The 14,144-nt window shown below is 41.6% G+C and carries 16 protein-coding genes; all 16 read right to left on the bottom strand.

What is annotated here, in order from left to right:
* Positions 1 to 96 precede the first annotated feature (96 nt).
* On the bottom strand, positions 97 to 924 hold the full coding sequence (locus MPH60_RS05925) for a TlyA family RNA methyltransferase (protein ID WP_241589684.1): 828 nt from the start codon (positions 922 to 924) through the stop codon (positions 97 to 99).
* A 4-nt stretch (positions 925 to 928) separates the two neighbouring features.
* Positions 929 to 2,821 (bottom strand): 1-deoxy-D-xylulose-5-phosphate synthase, encoded by a 1,893-nt coding sequence (dxs, locus tag MPH60_RS05920; RefSeq protein ID WP_241589685.1) that lies wholly within the window; start codon positions 2,819 to 2,821, stop codon positions 929 to 931.
* A gap of 247 nt (positions 2,822 to 3,068) precedes the next feature.
* A complete protein-coding gene (locus MPH60_RS05915; protein ID WP_241589686.1) occupies positions 3,069 to 3,962 on the bottom strand; it encodes a polyprenyl synthetase family protein in 894 nt (297 codons plus the stop codon).
* 1 nt (position 3,963) lies between these two features.
* Positions 3,964 to 4,197 (bottom strand): exodeoxyribonuclease VII small subunit, encoded by a 234-nt coding sequence (locus tag MPH60_RS05910; protein WP_034308286.1) that lies wholly within the window; start codon positions 4,195 to 4,197, stop codon positions 3,964 to 3,966.
* Positions 4,194 to 5,546, bottom strand: coding sequence for an exodeoxyribonuclease VII large subunit (xseA, locus tag MPH60_RS05905; protein ID WP_241589687.1), 1,353 nt, complete (start codon positions 5,544 to 5,546; stop codon positions 4,194 to 4,196). Before xseA ends, MPH60_RS05910 begins: the two co-directional genes overlap by 4 nt.
* Before the next feature lie 130 nt (positions 5,547 to 5,676).
* Positions 5,677 to 6,552, bottom strand: a complete 876-nt coding sequence (gene folD, locus MPH60_RS05900; protein WP_241589688.1) for a bifunctional methylenetetrahydrofolate dehydrogenase/methenyltetrahydrofolate cyclohydrolase FolD — start codon at positions 6,550 to 6,552, stop codon at positions 5,677 to 5,679.
* Between the two features lie 69 nt (positions 6,553 to 6,621).
* Positions 6,622 to 7,014: a transcription antitermination factor NusB gene (nusB, locus tag MPH60_RS05895; RefSeq protein WP_101222528.1), complete on the bottom strand. Its 393-nt coding sequence runs from the start codon at positions 7,012 to 7,014 to the stop codon at positions 6,622 to 6,624.
* Positions 7,015 to 7,464: 450 nt separating this feature from the next.
* Positions 7,465 to 7,869 (bottom strand): Asp23/Gls24 family envelope stress response protein, encoded by a 405-nt coding sequence (locus tag MPH60_RS05890; protein ID WP_222620245.1) that lies wholly within the window; start codon positions 7,867 to 7,869, stop codon positions 7,465 to 7,467.
* A gap of 37 nt (positions 7,870 to 7,906) precedes the next feature.
* A complete protein-coding gene (gene accC / locus MPH60_RS05885) occupies positions 7,907 to 9,259 on the bottom strand; it encodes an acetyl-CoA carboxylase biotin carboxylase subunit (protein ID WP_241589689.1) in 1,353 nt (450 codons plus the stop codon).
* A 14-nt stretch (positions 9,260 to 9,273) separates the two neighbouring features.
* The gene (accB, locus tag MPH60_RS05880; protein WP_241589690.1) at positions 9,274 to 9,765 is read right to left on the bottom strand and encodes an acetyl-CoA carboxylase biotin carboxyl carrier protein; all 492 of its coding nucleotides are present in this window, start codon (positions 9,763 to 9,765) and stop codon (positions 9,274 to 9,276) included.
* 613 nt (positions 9,766 to 10,378) lie between these two features.
* The gene (locus MPH60_RS05875) at positions 10,379 to 10,972 is read right to left on the bottom strand and encodes a SpoIIIAH-like family protein (protein ID WP_241589691.1); all 594 of its coding nucleotides are present in this window, start codon (positions 10,970 to 10,972) and stop codon (positions 10,379 to 10,381) included.
* 14 nt (positions 10,973 to 10,986) lie between these two features.
* Positions 10,987 to 11,658 carry a stage III sporulation protein AG gene (gene spoIIIAG / locus MPH60_RS05870; protein ID WP_241589692.1) on the bottom strand — a complete coding sequence of 224 codons (672 nt, stop codon included), beginning with the start codon at positions 11,656 to 11,658 and terminating at the stop codon, positions 10,987 to 10,989.
* Between the two features lie 7 nt (positions 11,659 to 11,665).
* Entirely contained in the window at positions 11,666 to 12,274 is a 609-nt protein-coding gene (gene spoIIIAF / locus MPH60_RS05865) for a stage III sporulation protein AF (protein ID WP_241589693.1), read from the bottom strand.
* A gap of 16 nt (positions 12,275 to 12,290) precedes the next feature.
* Positions 12,291 to 13,499, bottom strand: a complete 1,209-nt coding sequence (gene spoIIIAE / locus MPH60_RS05860) for a stage III sporulation protein AE (protein WP_241589694.1) — start codon at positions 13,497 to 13,499, stop codon at positions 12,291 to 12,293.
* A 33-nt stretch (positions 13,500 to 13,532) separates the two neighbouring features.
* Positions 13,533 to 13,913 carry a stage III sporulation protein AD gene (spoIIIAD, locus tag MPH60_RS05855; RefSeq protein ID WP_241589925.1) on the bottom strand — a complete coding sequence of 127 codons (381 nt, stop codon included), beginning with the start codon at positions 13,911 to 13,913 and terminating at the stop codon, positions 13,533 to 13,535.
* Between the two features lie 23 nt (positions 13,914 to 13,936).
* Positions 13,937 to 14,140, bottom strand: coding sequence for a stage III sporulation protein AC (spoIIIAC, locus tag MPH60_RS05850; protein WP_034308319.1), 204 nt, complete (start codon positions 14,138 to 14,140; stop codon positions 13,937 to 13,939).
* Positions 14,141 to 14,144: the final 4 nt, after the last annotated feature.

Genomic DNA, 14,144 nt, shown 5'->3' with positions numbered 1-14,144 from the left:
TATCCACCCTTAAATGATTCAGTGCATGCCCACATTGTATAGTTAAAAAGCTCCTTTAGCCAACCATTCAGCTAAAGGAGCCATACAAAGTTCTACCTATTCTTTTTTAAATTGGGCATGGGCCTCTCCAACGATGTCGTCAACCGTTTTCGAAAGCAATATCGCGCCTTCATCCTTCGACCCTTGCCAGTGTAAATGAAGTAAGAATTCAATATTTCCATCACCACCGGTAATCGGTGAGAAGGAGGCATCCTTAATATCATAGCCTTCCTTTATAGAAAAAGAAATGATCTTATCCAATACTTGTTTATGGATTTTGGGATCGCGAACAATCCCCTTTTTACCCACTTGATCCTTCCCAGCTTCGAATTGCGGTTTAACCAAGGCAACGACATCACTATTCGGGACGAGCAAGGTCTTTAGCACCGGTAAAATTAACGTGAGCGAGATGAAAGAAACATCAATGCTTGCAAAGTTTGGCATCTCCCCATCAAGATCGGTGGGTGTAACATAACGGAAATTGGTTCGTTCCATTACTTTAACCCGCTCATCCTGTCTAAGCTTCCAGGCAAGTTGATTATAGCCCACATCAAGCGCATAAGACATTAGAGCGCCATTTTGCAGTGCACAATCCGTGAACCCGCCAGTTGATGAACCGATATCAAGCAGTATTTTACCATTCACTTGTAAATCGAATTCCCTTAATGCCTTCTCAAGTTTAAGACCGCCTCGTGAAACATAAGGCATGACTTTTCCTTTGATCGTAAATTCGAGATCGACCGGCACTTTTTCCCCCGGTTTTTCGTACCTCTCTTCATTCGCATAGACAAGGCCTGCCATTACCATACGTTTCGCTTTTTCACGTGTATCGGCCAAGCCTTGTTCTACAAGTAATACATCTACTCTTTCTTTCATCACTTTCATATTGTCAGGCCCTTTTTTCTTTTTTGGGTGTTATCATTTTAATCTTTTTGATGGCTGTCTCAGTCGTTAAACCGATTTCTTCAAGAAGTTCATCGACACTTCCATGTTCAATGAAATAATCAGGTATCCCCATTCGATCTATAATTGCCCCATAAAATCCTTGGTCATGGGCATATTCAAGTACTGAACTACCAAAACCACCTTGAAGAACCGCTTCTTCTATTGTCAAAATAGGCATTTTTTCACCAAGGAGACTGCTTAGGATGTTCTCATCCAAAGGCTTAATGAACCGCGCATTGATCACCTTAACAGAATAATCCTCTTTCTCGAGCAGTTCTGCCGCTTCAAGAGCCATGGGAATCGTTGTACCGAACGTTAAGATGGCAGCATCCGTTCCTTCTTTAAGAACTTCCCACGAACCGATTGGAATCTGCTGTAATTCGGTATCCATCACAACTCCCCAACCATTCCCACGAGGGAAACGCATAGCAATCGGACCATCATTATAGTTTAAGGCCGTATTGACCATATGCTGACCTTCGTTTTCATCTTTCGGCATCATCAACACCATATTCGGTACATGGCGTAAGAAAGCAATGTCGAAAACGCCTTGATGCGTTTCACCATCGGAACCAACCAATCCGGCACGATCGATCCCAATGAATACGTTCAAATTCTGACGGCAGATATCATGAACCACCTGGTCATAAGCCCTTTGCAGGAAAGTTGAATATATAGCCAGGAAAGGTTTCATTTTTTGCGTTGCCAATCCGGCTGCAAAAGTTGCAGCATGCTGCTCGGCAATCCCTACATCATAGAAACGCTCTGGGAACTCTTGAGAAAAGCCCACCAATTTCGAACCAACGGGCATTGCAGGTGTAATCGCGACAATCCGCTCATCGTCACGGGCTAGCCTGCTGACAGTATCGCTTACAAGAGCGCTCCAAGCAGGACCTTTACTAGGGGATTTCACGAAATCGCCTGTCTCGATTTTGTATGGGCCTGTCCCATGCCAGTTTCCTGTTGTATCCAGCTCGGCAGGTGAATAGCCCTTGCCTTTTTTCGTGATGACATGCAGCAGTACAGGTCCCTTCGTTTTCTTGGCATATCTTAAATTCTCCAGCAATTCTTCATAATTATGACCATCCACTGGTCCAAGGTATGTGAAACCGAGCTCCTCGAAAAAGATTCCTGAAACCAATAAGTACTTCATGCTATCCTTCAGCCGTTCAGCTGTAGCTGCAAGTTTACCACCGACTGCAGGGATCTTTTTCAAAAGCAGCTCCAATTCATCTTTTGCCCAGTTATATTTGCCAGCTGTACGCAATCTTCCCAATATCGTGTGCAGGGCACCTACGTTAGGGGCTATGGACATTTCATTATCATTCAGGATAACGATCATGTCCTTCTTTTCATCACCGATATGATTCAACGCTTCAAGCGCCATTCCGCCTGTCAGGGCACCATCCCCGATCACCGGCAAAATAAAACTGTTTTCACCTTTGATATCACGGGCAGCTGCCATTCCCATTGCAGCTGAAAGGGAAGTCGAACTGTGACCGGTTTCCCAAACATCATGGGGGCTTTCAATCATTTTAGGAAAACCGCAAAGACCTTTGTATTTCTTTAAAGTGTCGAACTCTCCTGCTCTGCCAGTCAGGATCTTGTGGACATAGGATTGATGTCCGACATCCCATAAAATTTTATCATTCGGACTGTCAAATTCTTTATGCAAGGCTATAGTCAACTCGACGACACCTAAATTGGGACCAATATGTCCACCTGTCACCGATAATTTTTCCACAAGGAATTTACGTACTTCCACACTTAAGTCGACAAGTTCTTCATTATTCATCTTCTTCAAAAAAGAAGGGTCTTTTATAGATAGAAGATCCAAACAGGACCACTCACTTTCTGTAATTTTCGGTTGTAAGCATAAACAAAGCCTCGTTAAAGAGGACTATGGATGACTAGACCGAAAAATTGGTTTTAAGTTAAAAAATAGCCGCCAACACCCAGGTGATTTCGGCGGCTTAATTTACCCATTTATCACGTATCTCAATTAAAAAATTCATTTTGATTTTCACATATTTTTGCACAATGAGTATACCATAAAACCTCAATTGATAACAAATTTAGCTCAATCAATGGTTACGGTTCGCTATTAAATCGGTTAGTTCATTCAACAAACCCGTTTGTAAGTTTGTTTTTCCTAAAGCGGCATGGGCAAGTTCTATATGATGTTCCAACTTTTCCTTTGCCCCTTGAAGCGTAAGTAAAGAAGGATATGTGCTTTTATGATTCCCCACGTCACTGCCAACCGGCTTGCCGATCAACTCGACGGATCCTTCAATATCCAGAATATCATCCCGAATTTGAAAAGCAAGCCCGAGGTGGTATGCAAAGTCACGTAAATGGAGTTGCTGTTCTTCATTCGCTCCGGCTAATATAGCACCGGAAAGGATGCTTGCAGTCAATAACTTCCCTGTTTTATGTTCATGGATATACTCCAATTCCTGAAGGGTCAGCTGTTTATTTTCACCTTCCATATCGGCAACTTGACCTCCAACCATTCCTTCGGCCCCGGCAGACTTAGCAATTTCACTTACAAGATTCAGCTTCATTTCAGCCGTCACCTCGGGATCGATCATATCCGTCACCAATTGAAAGCTATATGTAAGAAGTGCATCACCTGCCAGTATTGCGACCGCTTCACCGAACACTTTATGGTTCGTCGGTTTTCCGCGGCGGAGATCATCATCATCCATCGCCGGAAGATCGTCATGTATCAAAGAATATGTATGGATCATTTCAATGGCAGACGCTGCAGGAATCCCAATCCTCAAGCTTTTCCCAAAGGCCTCCAGAACAGCAAAGAGCAATAACGGGCGAATCCGTTTACCTCCTGCCTCCAGTGAATAGATCATGGCTTCTTTGACCACTGCCGGTGCTTTAAGTTTATTGACATATTCCACAATTTCCCGTTCTATAACCGTTTTATATTCTTTAGAAAACATTTCAAAGGACGCCGTACCCATGTCATTCTTCCTCCTGTACAGCGAAGTTTTCAAGTTCCCCATCTTCGCGTAAAATTTGAGTCAACTGATCTTCAACAGCCTTAAGCTTTGAATGGCAAAGCCTTGATAAATCCATTCCTTGTTTATATATGGAAATGGCCTCTTCCAAGGGCACATCGCCTTCTTCCAACTGTTCTACAATTTTTTCGAGATTCTCCATCGCTTCTTCAAATGTAGCTTCCTGTTTTTTTGTCATGGCTCAATCCGCTCCTTTATTTCTTTAATTTCACATTCAAGGGTTCCATCTTTAATCGAAACCGCTATCTTATCCCCTTTTGATACTTGCTGTGTACTTTTCACTAATGTCTCATCTTCAGCAAAAACCAATCCATAGCCCCGTTCCATGATTTTTAGTGGACTGAGGGCAGACAAAGTGGCTGTAATATGAACGAATTGCTGGGATTTTTGCCGATAGATGGATTCCATGGCCCTACGTAAAACCTTTGCATGCTGCCGCAATTCATCTTTCGCATTTTTCACCGCTTGTTCAGGATGCTGCTTTTTGAGAATTTCGTTCAGCTGATTCAGCTCATCTCTCTTTTTCATGAAATATCGCGTGCTGGTCCTCCCTAGCCTGTCCATCGTCTTGTCTAGCTGTTCCAGCTTCTGTTCATACATTTTATGCGGATAACGGAAAGCATAAGACCTCTCCATCCTGGTCAAACGTGTTCGTTCAAAATTGACCGCTTCTTGAATGGAACGGGTCAACCGATTTTTGCGGTTCATCAGGCGTTCGAGTATTTCATTCAAGTGAGGAACCGCTAACTCCGCTGCACCAGTCGGTGTAGGAGCACGCATATCGGCGACAAAATCAGCAATGGTAAAATCCGTTTCGTGACCGACAGCAGAAATTACCGGTATATCGGAATCATAAATCGATTCAGCCACTATCTCCTCATTAAAGGCCCATAACTCCTCGATCGACCCGCCACCCCTTCCGACAATGAGAACATCGCTTTCTGCCCTTGCGTTAGCCATTGAAATTGCCTTGGCAATCGATTTAGCGGCATTATTCCCTTGCACAAGTGCTGGATAAACAATGATCCTGGCGATTGGATATCTCCGCTTGATAGTTATCAGGATATCTCTTAATGCAGCTCCGGTCGGGGATGTTATGACTCCAACAGACTTAGGGTACTGCGGGATCGGCTTCTTATGTTCGGCCAAAAACAAACCTGCCGCCTCCAGCTTTTTCTTCAGCTGTTCATAAGCAAGATACAAATCCCCCACACCATCAGGGGCCATGCTTTTCACATAAAGCTGATACTGCCCCCCAGCTTCATATAATGATATATCGCCCTTAACAAGTACCTTCATACCATTTTCGGGCAGGAATTTCATCCCTTTATTATTGGCGGCAAACATAACGGAAAGAAGTCGGGCCTTCTCATCCTTTAAAGTAAAATACATATGTCCGCTTGTATGTTGTTTAAAATTCGAAATTTCACCTTTTATGTATACATTTTGCAAATGAGGGTCGGCATCGAATTTCCTTTTGATGTACTTAGTTAAAGCCGACACACTCAAATATTGTTGGTTGCTCATATAATGTCTCCTTCCGATGGAAATCGGATATAAAGAAAACTCACCTATGGATCCATGAATGGAAAAAAAAGCGGTCTCCCGTTATTATAAAACAAGAGGTCCGCTTCTTTAAAATAATTTAACGTTTTTTTCAGCTTTTTAATGCTTGCTTGTTCAGTTCAAGTGCTTTTTGAGCAGATTTGACCGTGTTCTTCATAAGCATCGTAATCGTCATGGGACCAACGCCTTTAGGAACAGGTGTAATGTATGAAGCCTTATTTTTCACTTCATCAAACGCCACATCACCGCAAAGCTTCCCTTCATCATTCCTGTTCATTCCGACGTCAATGACGACTGCGCCTTCTTTAATATGGTCACTCGTGATCGTGTCCCTCTTTCCGACAGCTGCCACAACGACATCGGCTTGCTTGGTATAATAGGCAAGGTCCTTTGTCCGTGAATGACAGTATGTAACGGTAGCATTTGCATTCAAAAACAATTGTCCCGCTGGTTTTCCAACGATATTACTTCTCCCTACGATGACAACATGCTTACCTTCAAGGTCATAGTCGATATACTCAAGCATCACCATGACGCCGTATGGAGTACAAGGTAAAAATGCATCCTGTCCCGTCATCATCCGCCCAATATTAATCGGGTGGAATCCATCTACATCCTTTTCAGGGGAAATCGCTTCAATGATCGCTTTTTCCTGAATATGTCCAGGCAATGGCAGCTGCACCAATATACCATGAATGCTGTCATCCTGGTTTAATTCAGCAATGCTCTGAATTAATTCCTCCTGAGAGAGTTCCGCAGGCTTTTTAATTAATACGGAATGCATGCCCAAGTCCTCACAGGCCTTTTGCTTATTGCGCACATAGGTTTGTGATGCTTGATTGTCACCCACCAGGATTACAGCCAAACCCGGAACGATATTTTTTTCACGTAAATGTTGAACTTCCTTACTGATTTCCTGCCTAACTGACTCTGCAATTTCTTTACCATTAATGATTTGAGCTGACATGTGTTTATTCCTCCCAAGTTAATTTTGCTAAAGAAATTGCTGAGAGAATCCTTGTTCAAGGCTGCAGCTTTAACTGCCGCTTTTCACCTTCACTTTGGATAAAACGGCATTTACAAAGCTGCTCGATTGATCATCACCGAATTTCTTAGCAATTTCAATAGCTTCATTCATTGCAACACTTACAGGAACATCTTCACTGTGAATCATTTCATAAACCGCGATCCGCAGTAAATTCCGATCAATGTTCGCCAGTCTTTCCAACGTCCAATTCTCTAAATTGTCCCTGATCATTCCATCAATTTGTTCACGATTTTCCGTTATCCCCATTACTAATTTCTTGAAGTATTCATCAGTAGGAGCACCATCCAGTACACTCTCCATTGCTTCTTCTGCATTCGAGTTGGCAATATCTATTTGATATAGTGCTTGAAGGGATTTTTCACGGGCTTCTCTTCTTTTCATAATCTTACTCCTTTAACATCTACTATTATATATGAAAATGCTAGAACAAACGAACATTAAATAACATTTTTTCAAAAATATTAAGATTTTCGCTATATTATTTAAAAAACAAGCTAAATCCCACTAAAATTAAGGCCAAAAGACTCAAATATCTTGATTCAGGATAACAATTCAAGATAACTTTCGGAATTAAACGGCCAACACAGTCCCATACTTTTTGAAAGTGTCAAAAAGCTCATGCCTAGCTTTCATGCTCATATTTCACCTTTTACACTCTAACAGAAATCACCCTTGAATTAAAGGGAAACTTCCAGACACCGCCTTATTATGTTCATTTAAATTTAATATTATAAGCAGGCCTCAAAAACGGGGTATCCGGAGTTAACATTCAAAAAAACAAAAACCCGGCTTTTTGCCGGGTTTTTGCAGGTGCGAATCGAATGAAGCCACTTACACTTCTTGTTCGTAATCCGCTTCTTGTTTAGCGTTTTCAAACGCAATGCCCACTACATGAATGTTCACTTCGCCCGCGTCGATAGCGGTCATATTCAACAAAGCTTCACGAATGTTATCTTGCACTTCCTGAGCAACTTTCGGAATTGAAACACCAAACTTCATGACACAATAAAGTTCGACTTTGATGGATTCACCCGTTAAGTCCACTTTAACACCTTTACCGTGGTTCTTTTTCCCAAGCTTTTCAACGACACCCGTGGCGAAATTCCCGCGCATATGTGCAACACCTTCAACTTCCGATGCAGCGATACCCGCAATCACCTCTATTACCTCAGGTGCGATCTCCACTTTGCCCAGCCCACTATTATAATCATTCATTTCGAGTAATTGGCCTTCCATTTCACTCATTCAAAAGCACCTCCTGTCTTCCTTTACATTATGAGTTCATTACATCATATATTTCAAGGAATTTGGTATTAAATTCTCCGGAAACAAATTGTTCATGCTGAAGTAACTTAATATGGAAAGGAATTGTGGTACTGATCCCTTCAATGACAAACTCACCTAAGGCGCGTTTCATCTTATCGATTGCCTCTTCCCTAGTAGGTGCATGGACAATCAATTTAGCGATCATGGAATCGTAATATGGCGGTATCGAGTACCCAGGGTATGCCGCGGAATCAACACGAACTCCGTAGCCGCCTGGCGGTAAATACATTTGAATCTTACCTGCAGAAGGCATGAAATTCTTTTCTGGATTTTCAGCATTGATCCGGCATTCGATAGACCAACCGTTATAAGTGACATCCTCTTGCGAAAGCGATAGTTTGCTGCCTGAAGCAACTTTGATCTGTTCTTTAATCAAATCCACGCCCGTTACCATTTCTGTAACTGGGTGTTCAACCTGGATACGTGTATTCATTTCCATAAAGTAGTATTTTCTATTCACATAGTCATAAATAAATTCTACTGTTCCGGCACCTGAATAATTAACGGCAAGTGCTGCCGTTACTGCAGCCTGCCCCATTTCCGCACGTGTTTCACCATCCAATGCGGGTGAAGGGGTTTCTTCAACAAGTTTTTGCAAACGCCGCTGGACCGTACAATCACGCTCACCTAAATGGATGGCATTGCCATGATTATCTGCCATGACCTGTATTTCAACGTGCCGGAAGTCCTCGATGAACTTTTCAATATAGACGCCTGGATTCCCAAATGCCGTCGCGGCTTCCTGTTGTGTGATGTTAATGCCTTTAATCAGATCTTCTTCCGCCCTTGCGACGCGGATACCTTTACCGCCCCCGCCGGCAGTAGCTTTGATGATGACCGGATAGCCCATTTCATTAGCTAAAGCCACACCCTCATCCGTATCCTTAATTATGCCTTTAGAACCTGGAACGATCGGTACACCAGCTTTGCGCATGGTTTCCCTTGCTACGTCCTTTGTTCCCATTTTATTGATAGCTTCAGGGCTAGGACCGATGAAAATGATATTGCATTCACGGCATAGCTCAGCAAAGTCAGCATTTTCAGCAAGGAAGCCATATCCTGGGTGAATCGCATCGGATCCCGTTTTCTTGGCTGTGCTGATAATGTTCGTTGTATTTAAATAACTGTCTTTTGATAATTTAGGACCGATGCAATATGCTTCATCCGCAAGTTGAACATGTAATGCTTCTTTATCTGCTTCTGAATAGACCGCAACAGTCTCGATTCCTAATTCCTTGCATGCCCGGATGATTCGGACAGCAATTTCCCCGCGATTGGCAATTAATACCTTTTTAATCATTTAGAAACAGCTCCTCATTCCGGCTTTACTAAAAATAATGGTTGACCATATTCTACAAGCTGGCCTTCTTTTACAAGGACTTCAACGATTTCACCGCTTACTTCGGCTTCGATTTCATTGAAAAGCTTCATGGCTTCCACGATGCACACGATGGAATCTCCCGTTACTTTATCGCCTGTTTTTACGTATGCAGGTGAATCCGGTGCAGGAGATTGGTAGAATGTCCCGACCATCGGAGAAGTGATTTTATGTAAATTTTCAGTGTCGGCTGCAGCCGGTTTTGCAGGTTCAACAGCTTTCGGCACTTCAGGTGCAGGAGCCGCTGCGGGCTTTACCTCTACAGCTGCATTGGTGTGAACAACTTCTGAAACTGCTGCTGGGTGTAACACTGTACCCGTTTCAGTTTTTTTCAATTTAATTTTCGTTCCTTCATTTTCAAAAACGAATTCACTGATATTTGATTGATCGACTAGCTTAATAATTTCACGTATTTCTTGCACTTTCATTTTGTGGCACCCCTTGTCTAATTTAATATGAGTTTGTGAGGCATAATATTTTATGTAACCTTACCCATAGCTTATCCTACTTTGTCCAATACTGCACAAAGTAGCCGCTTTCTTTATGAGAATGCGAATAAACTGAATACAAACCTCATCTGTATTATAACAGAAATTTCACTTTCTCAAAATATTGTTTCCCTTAGAGAATTGAAAAGTTTATGACCAGCTTCTAACATCATACAATATTAGCTTATACAAATTCAATGATAGATTAGTTGTAACTTGTTATCCATACTTTTATATTACACCTTTATTATAATATTGTGAATATTTTTCAACTGGGGCACCTTAACGCTTTCTCTTGAATTTTGCATTTCACTCGTAGAAAATCAGCAATAATATCCACTTTAATTACTTTTCTAGAATATTACGGAGGATCATTATTACCGATTCTATTTGAGTTCCTGATATCAATTGACATAAAAAAACTTTTCCTCTAAAGTTTCCCGGATTGAGTTAGTTAAAAAAATCATAATAAAAAGCCTCCCTTTTTTATTAAGGAGGGCTTTCAAATTTTTATGATGTTGAACTGTTCTGTATCAGCGTTCTGTACGTGTGATTACTTTTCCGGTTGGAAGTCGACCACTACATTTTGCGCATCGCTCACTTCTTTCCTGACGAGGCGGATAATGTTATTCGCCTCTGTTTTGGTTTGTTTATCGGCCTTGACACTCACCTTTACATCCGTTCCGTCCACCCGGACCAGTGCAGCATTGTAATCCATGGCAACAATTAAGTTTTCAATAATATTTTCTTTTACTTTCGTTTCACTTAATTGTTCGATTTTTGCATAAGCCTCGTCCCGTTCTTCAGCTGATAATTCTGTGTTGCCCATCTTTGCAGTCAATTCTTCATTCAGCTTCGCCCGTTCATCTTCAATCTGCATCCTTAAGGATTCGAACTCATCTCCAGATGCAATGGTTACAGAGGAACCTTCTGTATTTTTGGACGTTTCTTTTTCACTTTTCGTTTCCCCTTTTGTTTCCGCTTTGTTCTCTGTTTTGCTTTCAGTTTTATTTTGTTCCTGTTCCATTTGCTCTGTTGACGTCATATCGGCGGCATTTTCTTCAGGAGCGGTTAAATAATAGACTGAAAGCACAACGACCAAACTTAGCATAGTCAATAACCAAACGGTTTGTTTTTTTAATAGCATGTAAATTTTCCCCCTTATTTTTTAGGCATGACAGAAACCCTGTGACTCGGTACATCAAGTGAGCGTGTGACAGCCTCGATGATCCACTTCTTTATTTGAATGTTTTCGGCCCCTTTTGCGACTACGAGGACTCCTCGTACACTAGGTTTTTTCGTTTCCGAAATGATCGGTCCTTCTTTCTCACCGCTCTTGACCAAAACGAGCTGTTCATCAACCGATGTGTCTTCGACCGTCCTTTTGCCGCCTTCCTGGTCGGTTTCTTCAGTGACTTGTTTTTGGGTGACCTTGTTTCGTTCATATACTTTCTTCTCGGATGCATCGACGTAAATTACGACTTTTACATCCTGGACTCCTGCGATGGATTCAAGCGCTTCCTTCATTTCATTCTGTAGATATATTTCATAGTCTTTTGTAGTCTTGAATTCTGATTTCTTCTGACCGAATGTTTCAACATCCTCTTCATCATCCTGCTGTTTATCATTATTGAATACAGTCGTCACTTTTGATGTTTCTCCCGTCTGGTTGGTGGTTAACAAATTCCCGGCCATCATGATTCCCGATCCCAAAAGGACAACTATTAGAGCATAGACATACAGGGAAGGTTTTTTTTCCTTAGGCTCTTTTTGGTCAGGGTCTTTATTTAATAGTTTTTGCAGCCAGGATAATGGACCTTTGTCTTTGTTCAATACTCAGTCACTTCCTTTCCCCGGCGATTTCAATGATCTCTTCATCAACAGACCAACTTGTTGCCAGAAACCTTCTGACAGCATCCAGATTGGCATCATTTGAAGTGGATGGGCTATCTGCATTGATATCAACCTTCGCTACTGCCTCTATCTCCGAGTTTTCTTTCCCTTCTGCCTTTTCCAATGAGATGGTTATGTTCTGCAGATCATCAGCACCAGGTGCTTCCTCATTCTTGACCCCTACATCAATTGAACTAATTTTCATGTTATAATCCACCATCAGCTCCTCTTCCACTTCTGCCTGTAAGTCAACAGCCATTTGTTTTAAAATATATGCACCCTGGGTAGCTTGTATTTCTTTTTTCTTCATTTCTGTCAAATTTCCTAAATCTTTTTTTTTCTGATCCTCAAATTCACTAGTAGCCGCAGTGAGAATATCATCAAAATCCTTGTTGAATAATCCCAATATAGGAGTGATGATGATCGCAATCAGTAAAAGCCCGATAACCATTTTGGCATACTTTTGTAAAGCTGAATTCGGAAGAAGCATATCGATCACAGTAGCCAGCAATACAAATATGATGATGTTGGATACCCAGCCAGCTAAAAAACTCACCAAGCCTTCCTCCTTTCTAACGAACCATCAGAGTAATGTTTCCAGATGCGATAATTACTGTGATACTTAAAAAAAACATGAGTGAGACAATGGCCAATGCAGCGAAAATATAAATCATGCTTTTACTAATAATGTCGAGGCATTTTATTACAGGTCCTCCGCCAAGCGGCTGCAAAAGACTCGCTGCCAATTTATAGACAAAAGAAATCATCAGGATTTTTATGGCGGGAAACGTGGTAATGAGCAAGAGTATGATGACGCCAGACAAGCCGACTGTATTCTTCAAAAGAACGGAGGCACTTATGACCGTATCGGTTGCATCGGTAAACATGCGCCCTATTACCGGTATAAAGTTACCTGTCACGAATTTGGCCGTCCTGATCGTCACTCCGTCAGCTACAGCAGATGATGCCCCCTGAACGGATATTACACCAAGAAATATGGTCATGAATGCCCCAAGGATCCCGATGGCAAAATTACGGAGAAGCTGTGCCAGCTGTGTCACTTTATAATGTTCGGTCAGCGTGCTGACGATGCTTAAAATCGCTGAAAAGAATAATAACGGAAGGACGACAAACTGGATCAAGATACCGCTTGTATTCATCAAAAACATTAATACCGGGTGAAAGAAAGCTGCTGATACAAGTCCCCCTGAAGCAGCTATCAATGCCAAGAGTAAAGGGATGAGCGCCATTAAAAAGGAGATCATCAAATCTATCGTATCTTTTGTATATTCAATCGCCACATGAAAACTGTTAAGTGCCAAAATGATCAGCACCATATAAACGATTGCATAAGCGACCTTACTCACGGAGCTCTGCTCGAACGCATTCTGCAAAGACTGGAGGAACATACTGAAGACGGTTAATAAAATGAGTGATCCCAGCAGCTTTCCATTGACGAGCAGTTCATGAAAAATGAATTTTGTCATTCCCTTCATCCATTCCTCAAAGGAAAATTTCTTATCGCCGCTTACGAAGTCCATAAAGCTCCCTTTCTGGCTTTCCGGTAGAAATCCTCCATATTCCGTAACGATGTCATCCCAATATTGTTTTAGCTCATCGACACCAAGCCTTTCTATTTGGGCTTGTACCAGCTCGGACTGCATGATCGGCTCTTGTTCGATTTCACCATTTTCAGGATTTTCGGCAGCTTGTCCAATAGATGCATGCAAAAAAAAGAGTAAAACGAATAGAATGGATAAGTAAGGCATCCGCTGCTTCATACATTCACCTCATTGACTAGTAGGAGTAATCCGTTAACTTGGGAGCATCTGTATAATCGTTTCGATAATGACCGTTAAAATCGGAATCGCCATGGCAAGAATCAAGATTTTTCCGCTTAATTCTATTTTGGAAGCGAGCGAACCTTGCCCTGCATCTTTTGTAATTTGAGAAGCGAATTCTGCAATATAGGCAATTCCGATTATTTTTAAGATGGTCTCTAGATACACGGTATTTACATTCGCATTAACCGCAATTTTTTCTAACATTAAAATAATTTCGTATATTTTGTCAGCTAAAAAAAGAAAAATGGAGCATCCTACAAAAACGACAAGCAGGAATGCGAAATTTGGTTTTTGCTCTTTGACGATCAGTGCCAAAAAGGTGGCAACTAGGGCAATGGCCACGATTTTTATGATTTCAATCGCGAATCCCTCCCTTACTGAAATAGAAATACAGATTTAATTTTTTGAAATAAATCCTCTACTACAGAAGCTACCATGAATAAAATATAGATGAATCCGAAAAGTGTCACCCACTGGGCATATTCCTTCTTCCCAACCTGATCGAGTATCGTGTGAAGAAATGCCACTACTAGCCCCACACCCGCTATTTTAAATATGATGTCCACATCAATGCCCATTTTC

This window comes from Peribacillus sp. Aquil_B1 (assembly GCF_022603275.1).
Lineage (GTDB): Bacteria > Bacillota > Bacilli > Bacillales > DSM-1321 > Peribacillus.
The sequence above is the reverse complement of the archived record's forward strand: the minus strand, read 5'-3'. Positions and strand labels throughout refer to the sequence as shown.

Excerpts from the sequence above, each read along its gene's own strand:
- MPH60_RS05915 (WP_241589686.1), bottom strand. The coding sequence starts at position 3,962 with ATGGGTACGGCGTCCTTTGAAATGTTTTCTAAAGAATATAAAACGGTT.
- folD (WP_241589688.1), bottom strand. The coding sequence starts at position 6,552 with ATGTCAGCTCAAATCATTAATGGTAAAGAAATTGCAGAGTCAGTTAGG.
- spoIIIAE (WP_241589694.1), bottom strand. The coding sequence starts at position 13,499 with ATGAAGCAGCGGATGCCTTACTTATCCATTCTATTCGTTTTACTCTTT.
- MPH60_RS05875 (WP_241589691.1), bottom strand. The coding sequence starts at position 10,972 with ATGCTATTAAAAAAACAAACCGTTTGGTTATTGACTATGCTAAGTTTG.
- spoIIIAC (WP_034308319.1), bottom strand. The coding sequence starts at position 14,140 with ATGGGCATTGATGTGGACATCATATTTAAAATAGCGGGTGTGGGGCTA.
- MPH60_RS05890 (WP_222620245.1), bottom strand. The coding sequence starts at position 7,869 with ATGGAAGGCCAATTACTCGAAATGAATGATTATAATAGTGGGCTGGGC.
- xseA (WP_241589687.1), bottom strand. The coding sequence starts at position 5,546 with ATGAGCAACCAACAATATTTGAGTGTGTCGGCTTTAACTAAGTACATC.
- MPH60_RS05925 (WP_241589684.1), bottom strand. The coding sequence starts at position 924 with ATGAAAGTGATGAAAGAAAGAGTAGATGTATTACTTGTAGAACAAGGC.
- MPH60_RS05910 (WP_034308286.1), bottom strand. The coding sequence starts at position 4,197 with ATGACAAAAAAACAGGAAGCTACATTTGAAGAAGCGATGGAGAATCTC.
- accC (WP_241589689.1), bottom strand. The coding sequence starts at position 9,259 with ATGATTAAAAAGGTATTAATTGCCAATCGCGGGGAAATTGCTGTCCGA.
- accB (WP_241589690.1), bottom strand. The coding sequence starts at position 9,765 with ATGAAAGTGCAAGAAATACGTGAAATTATTAAGCTAGTCGATCAATCA.
- nusB (WP_101222528.1), bottom strand. The coding sequence starts at position 7,014 with ATGAAAAGAAGAGAAGCCCGTGAAAAATCCCTTCAAGCACTATATCAA.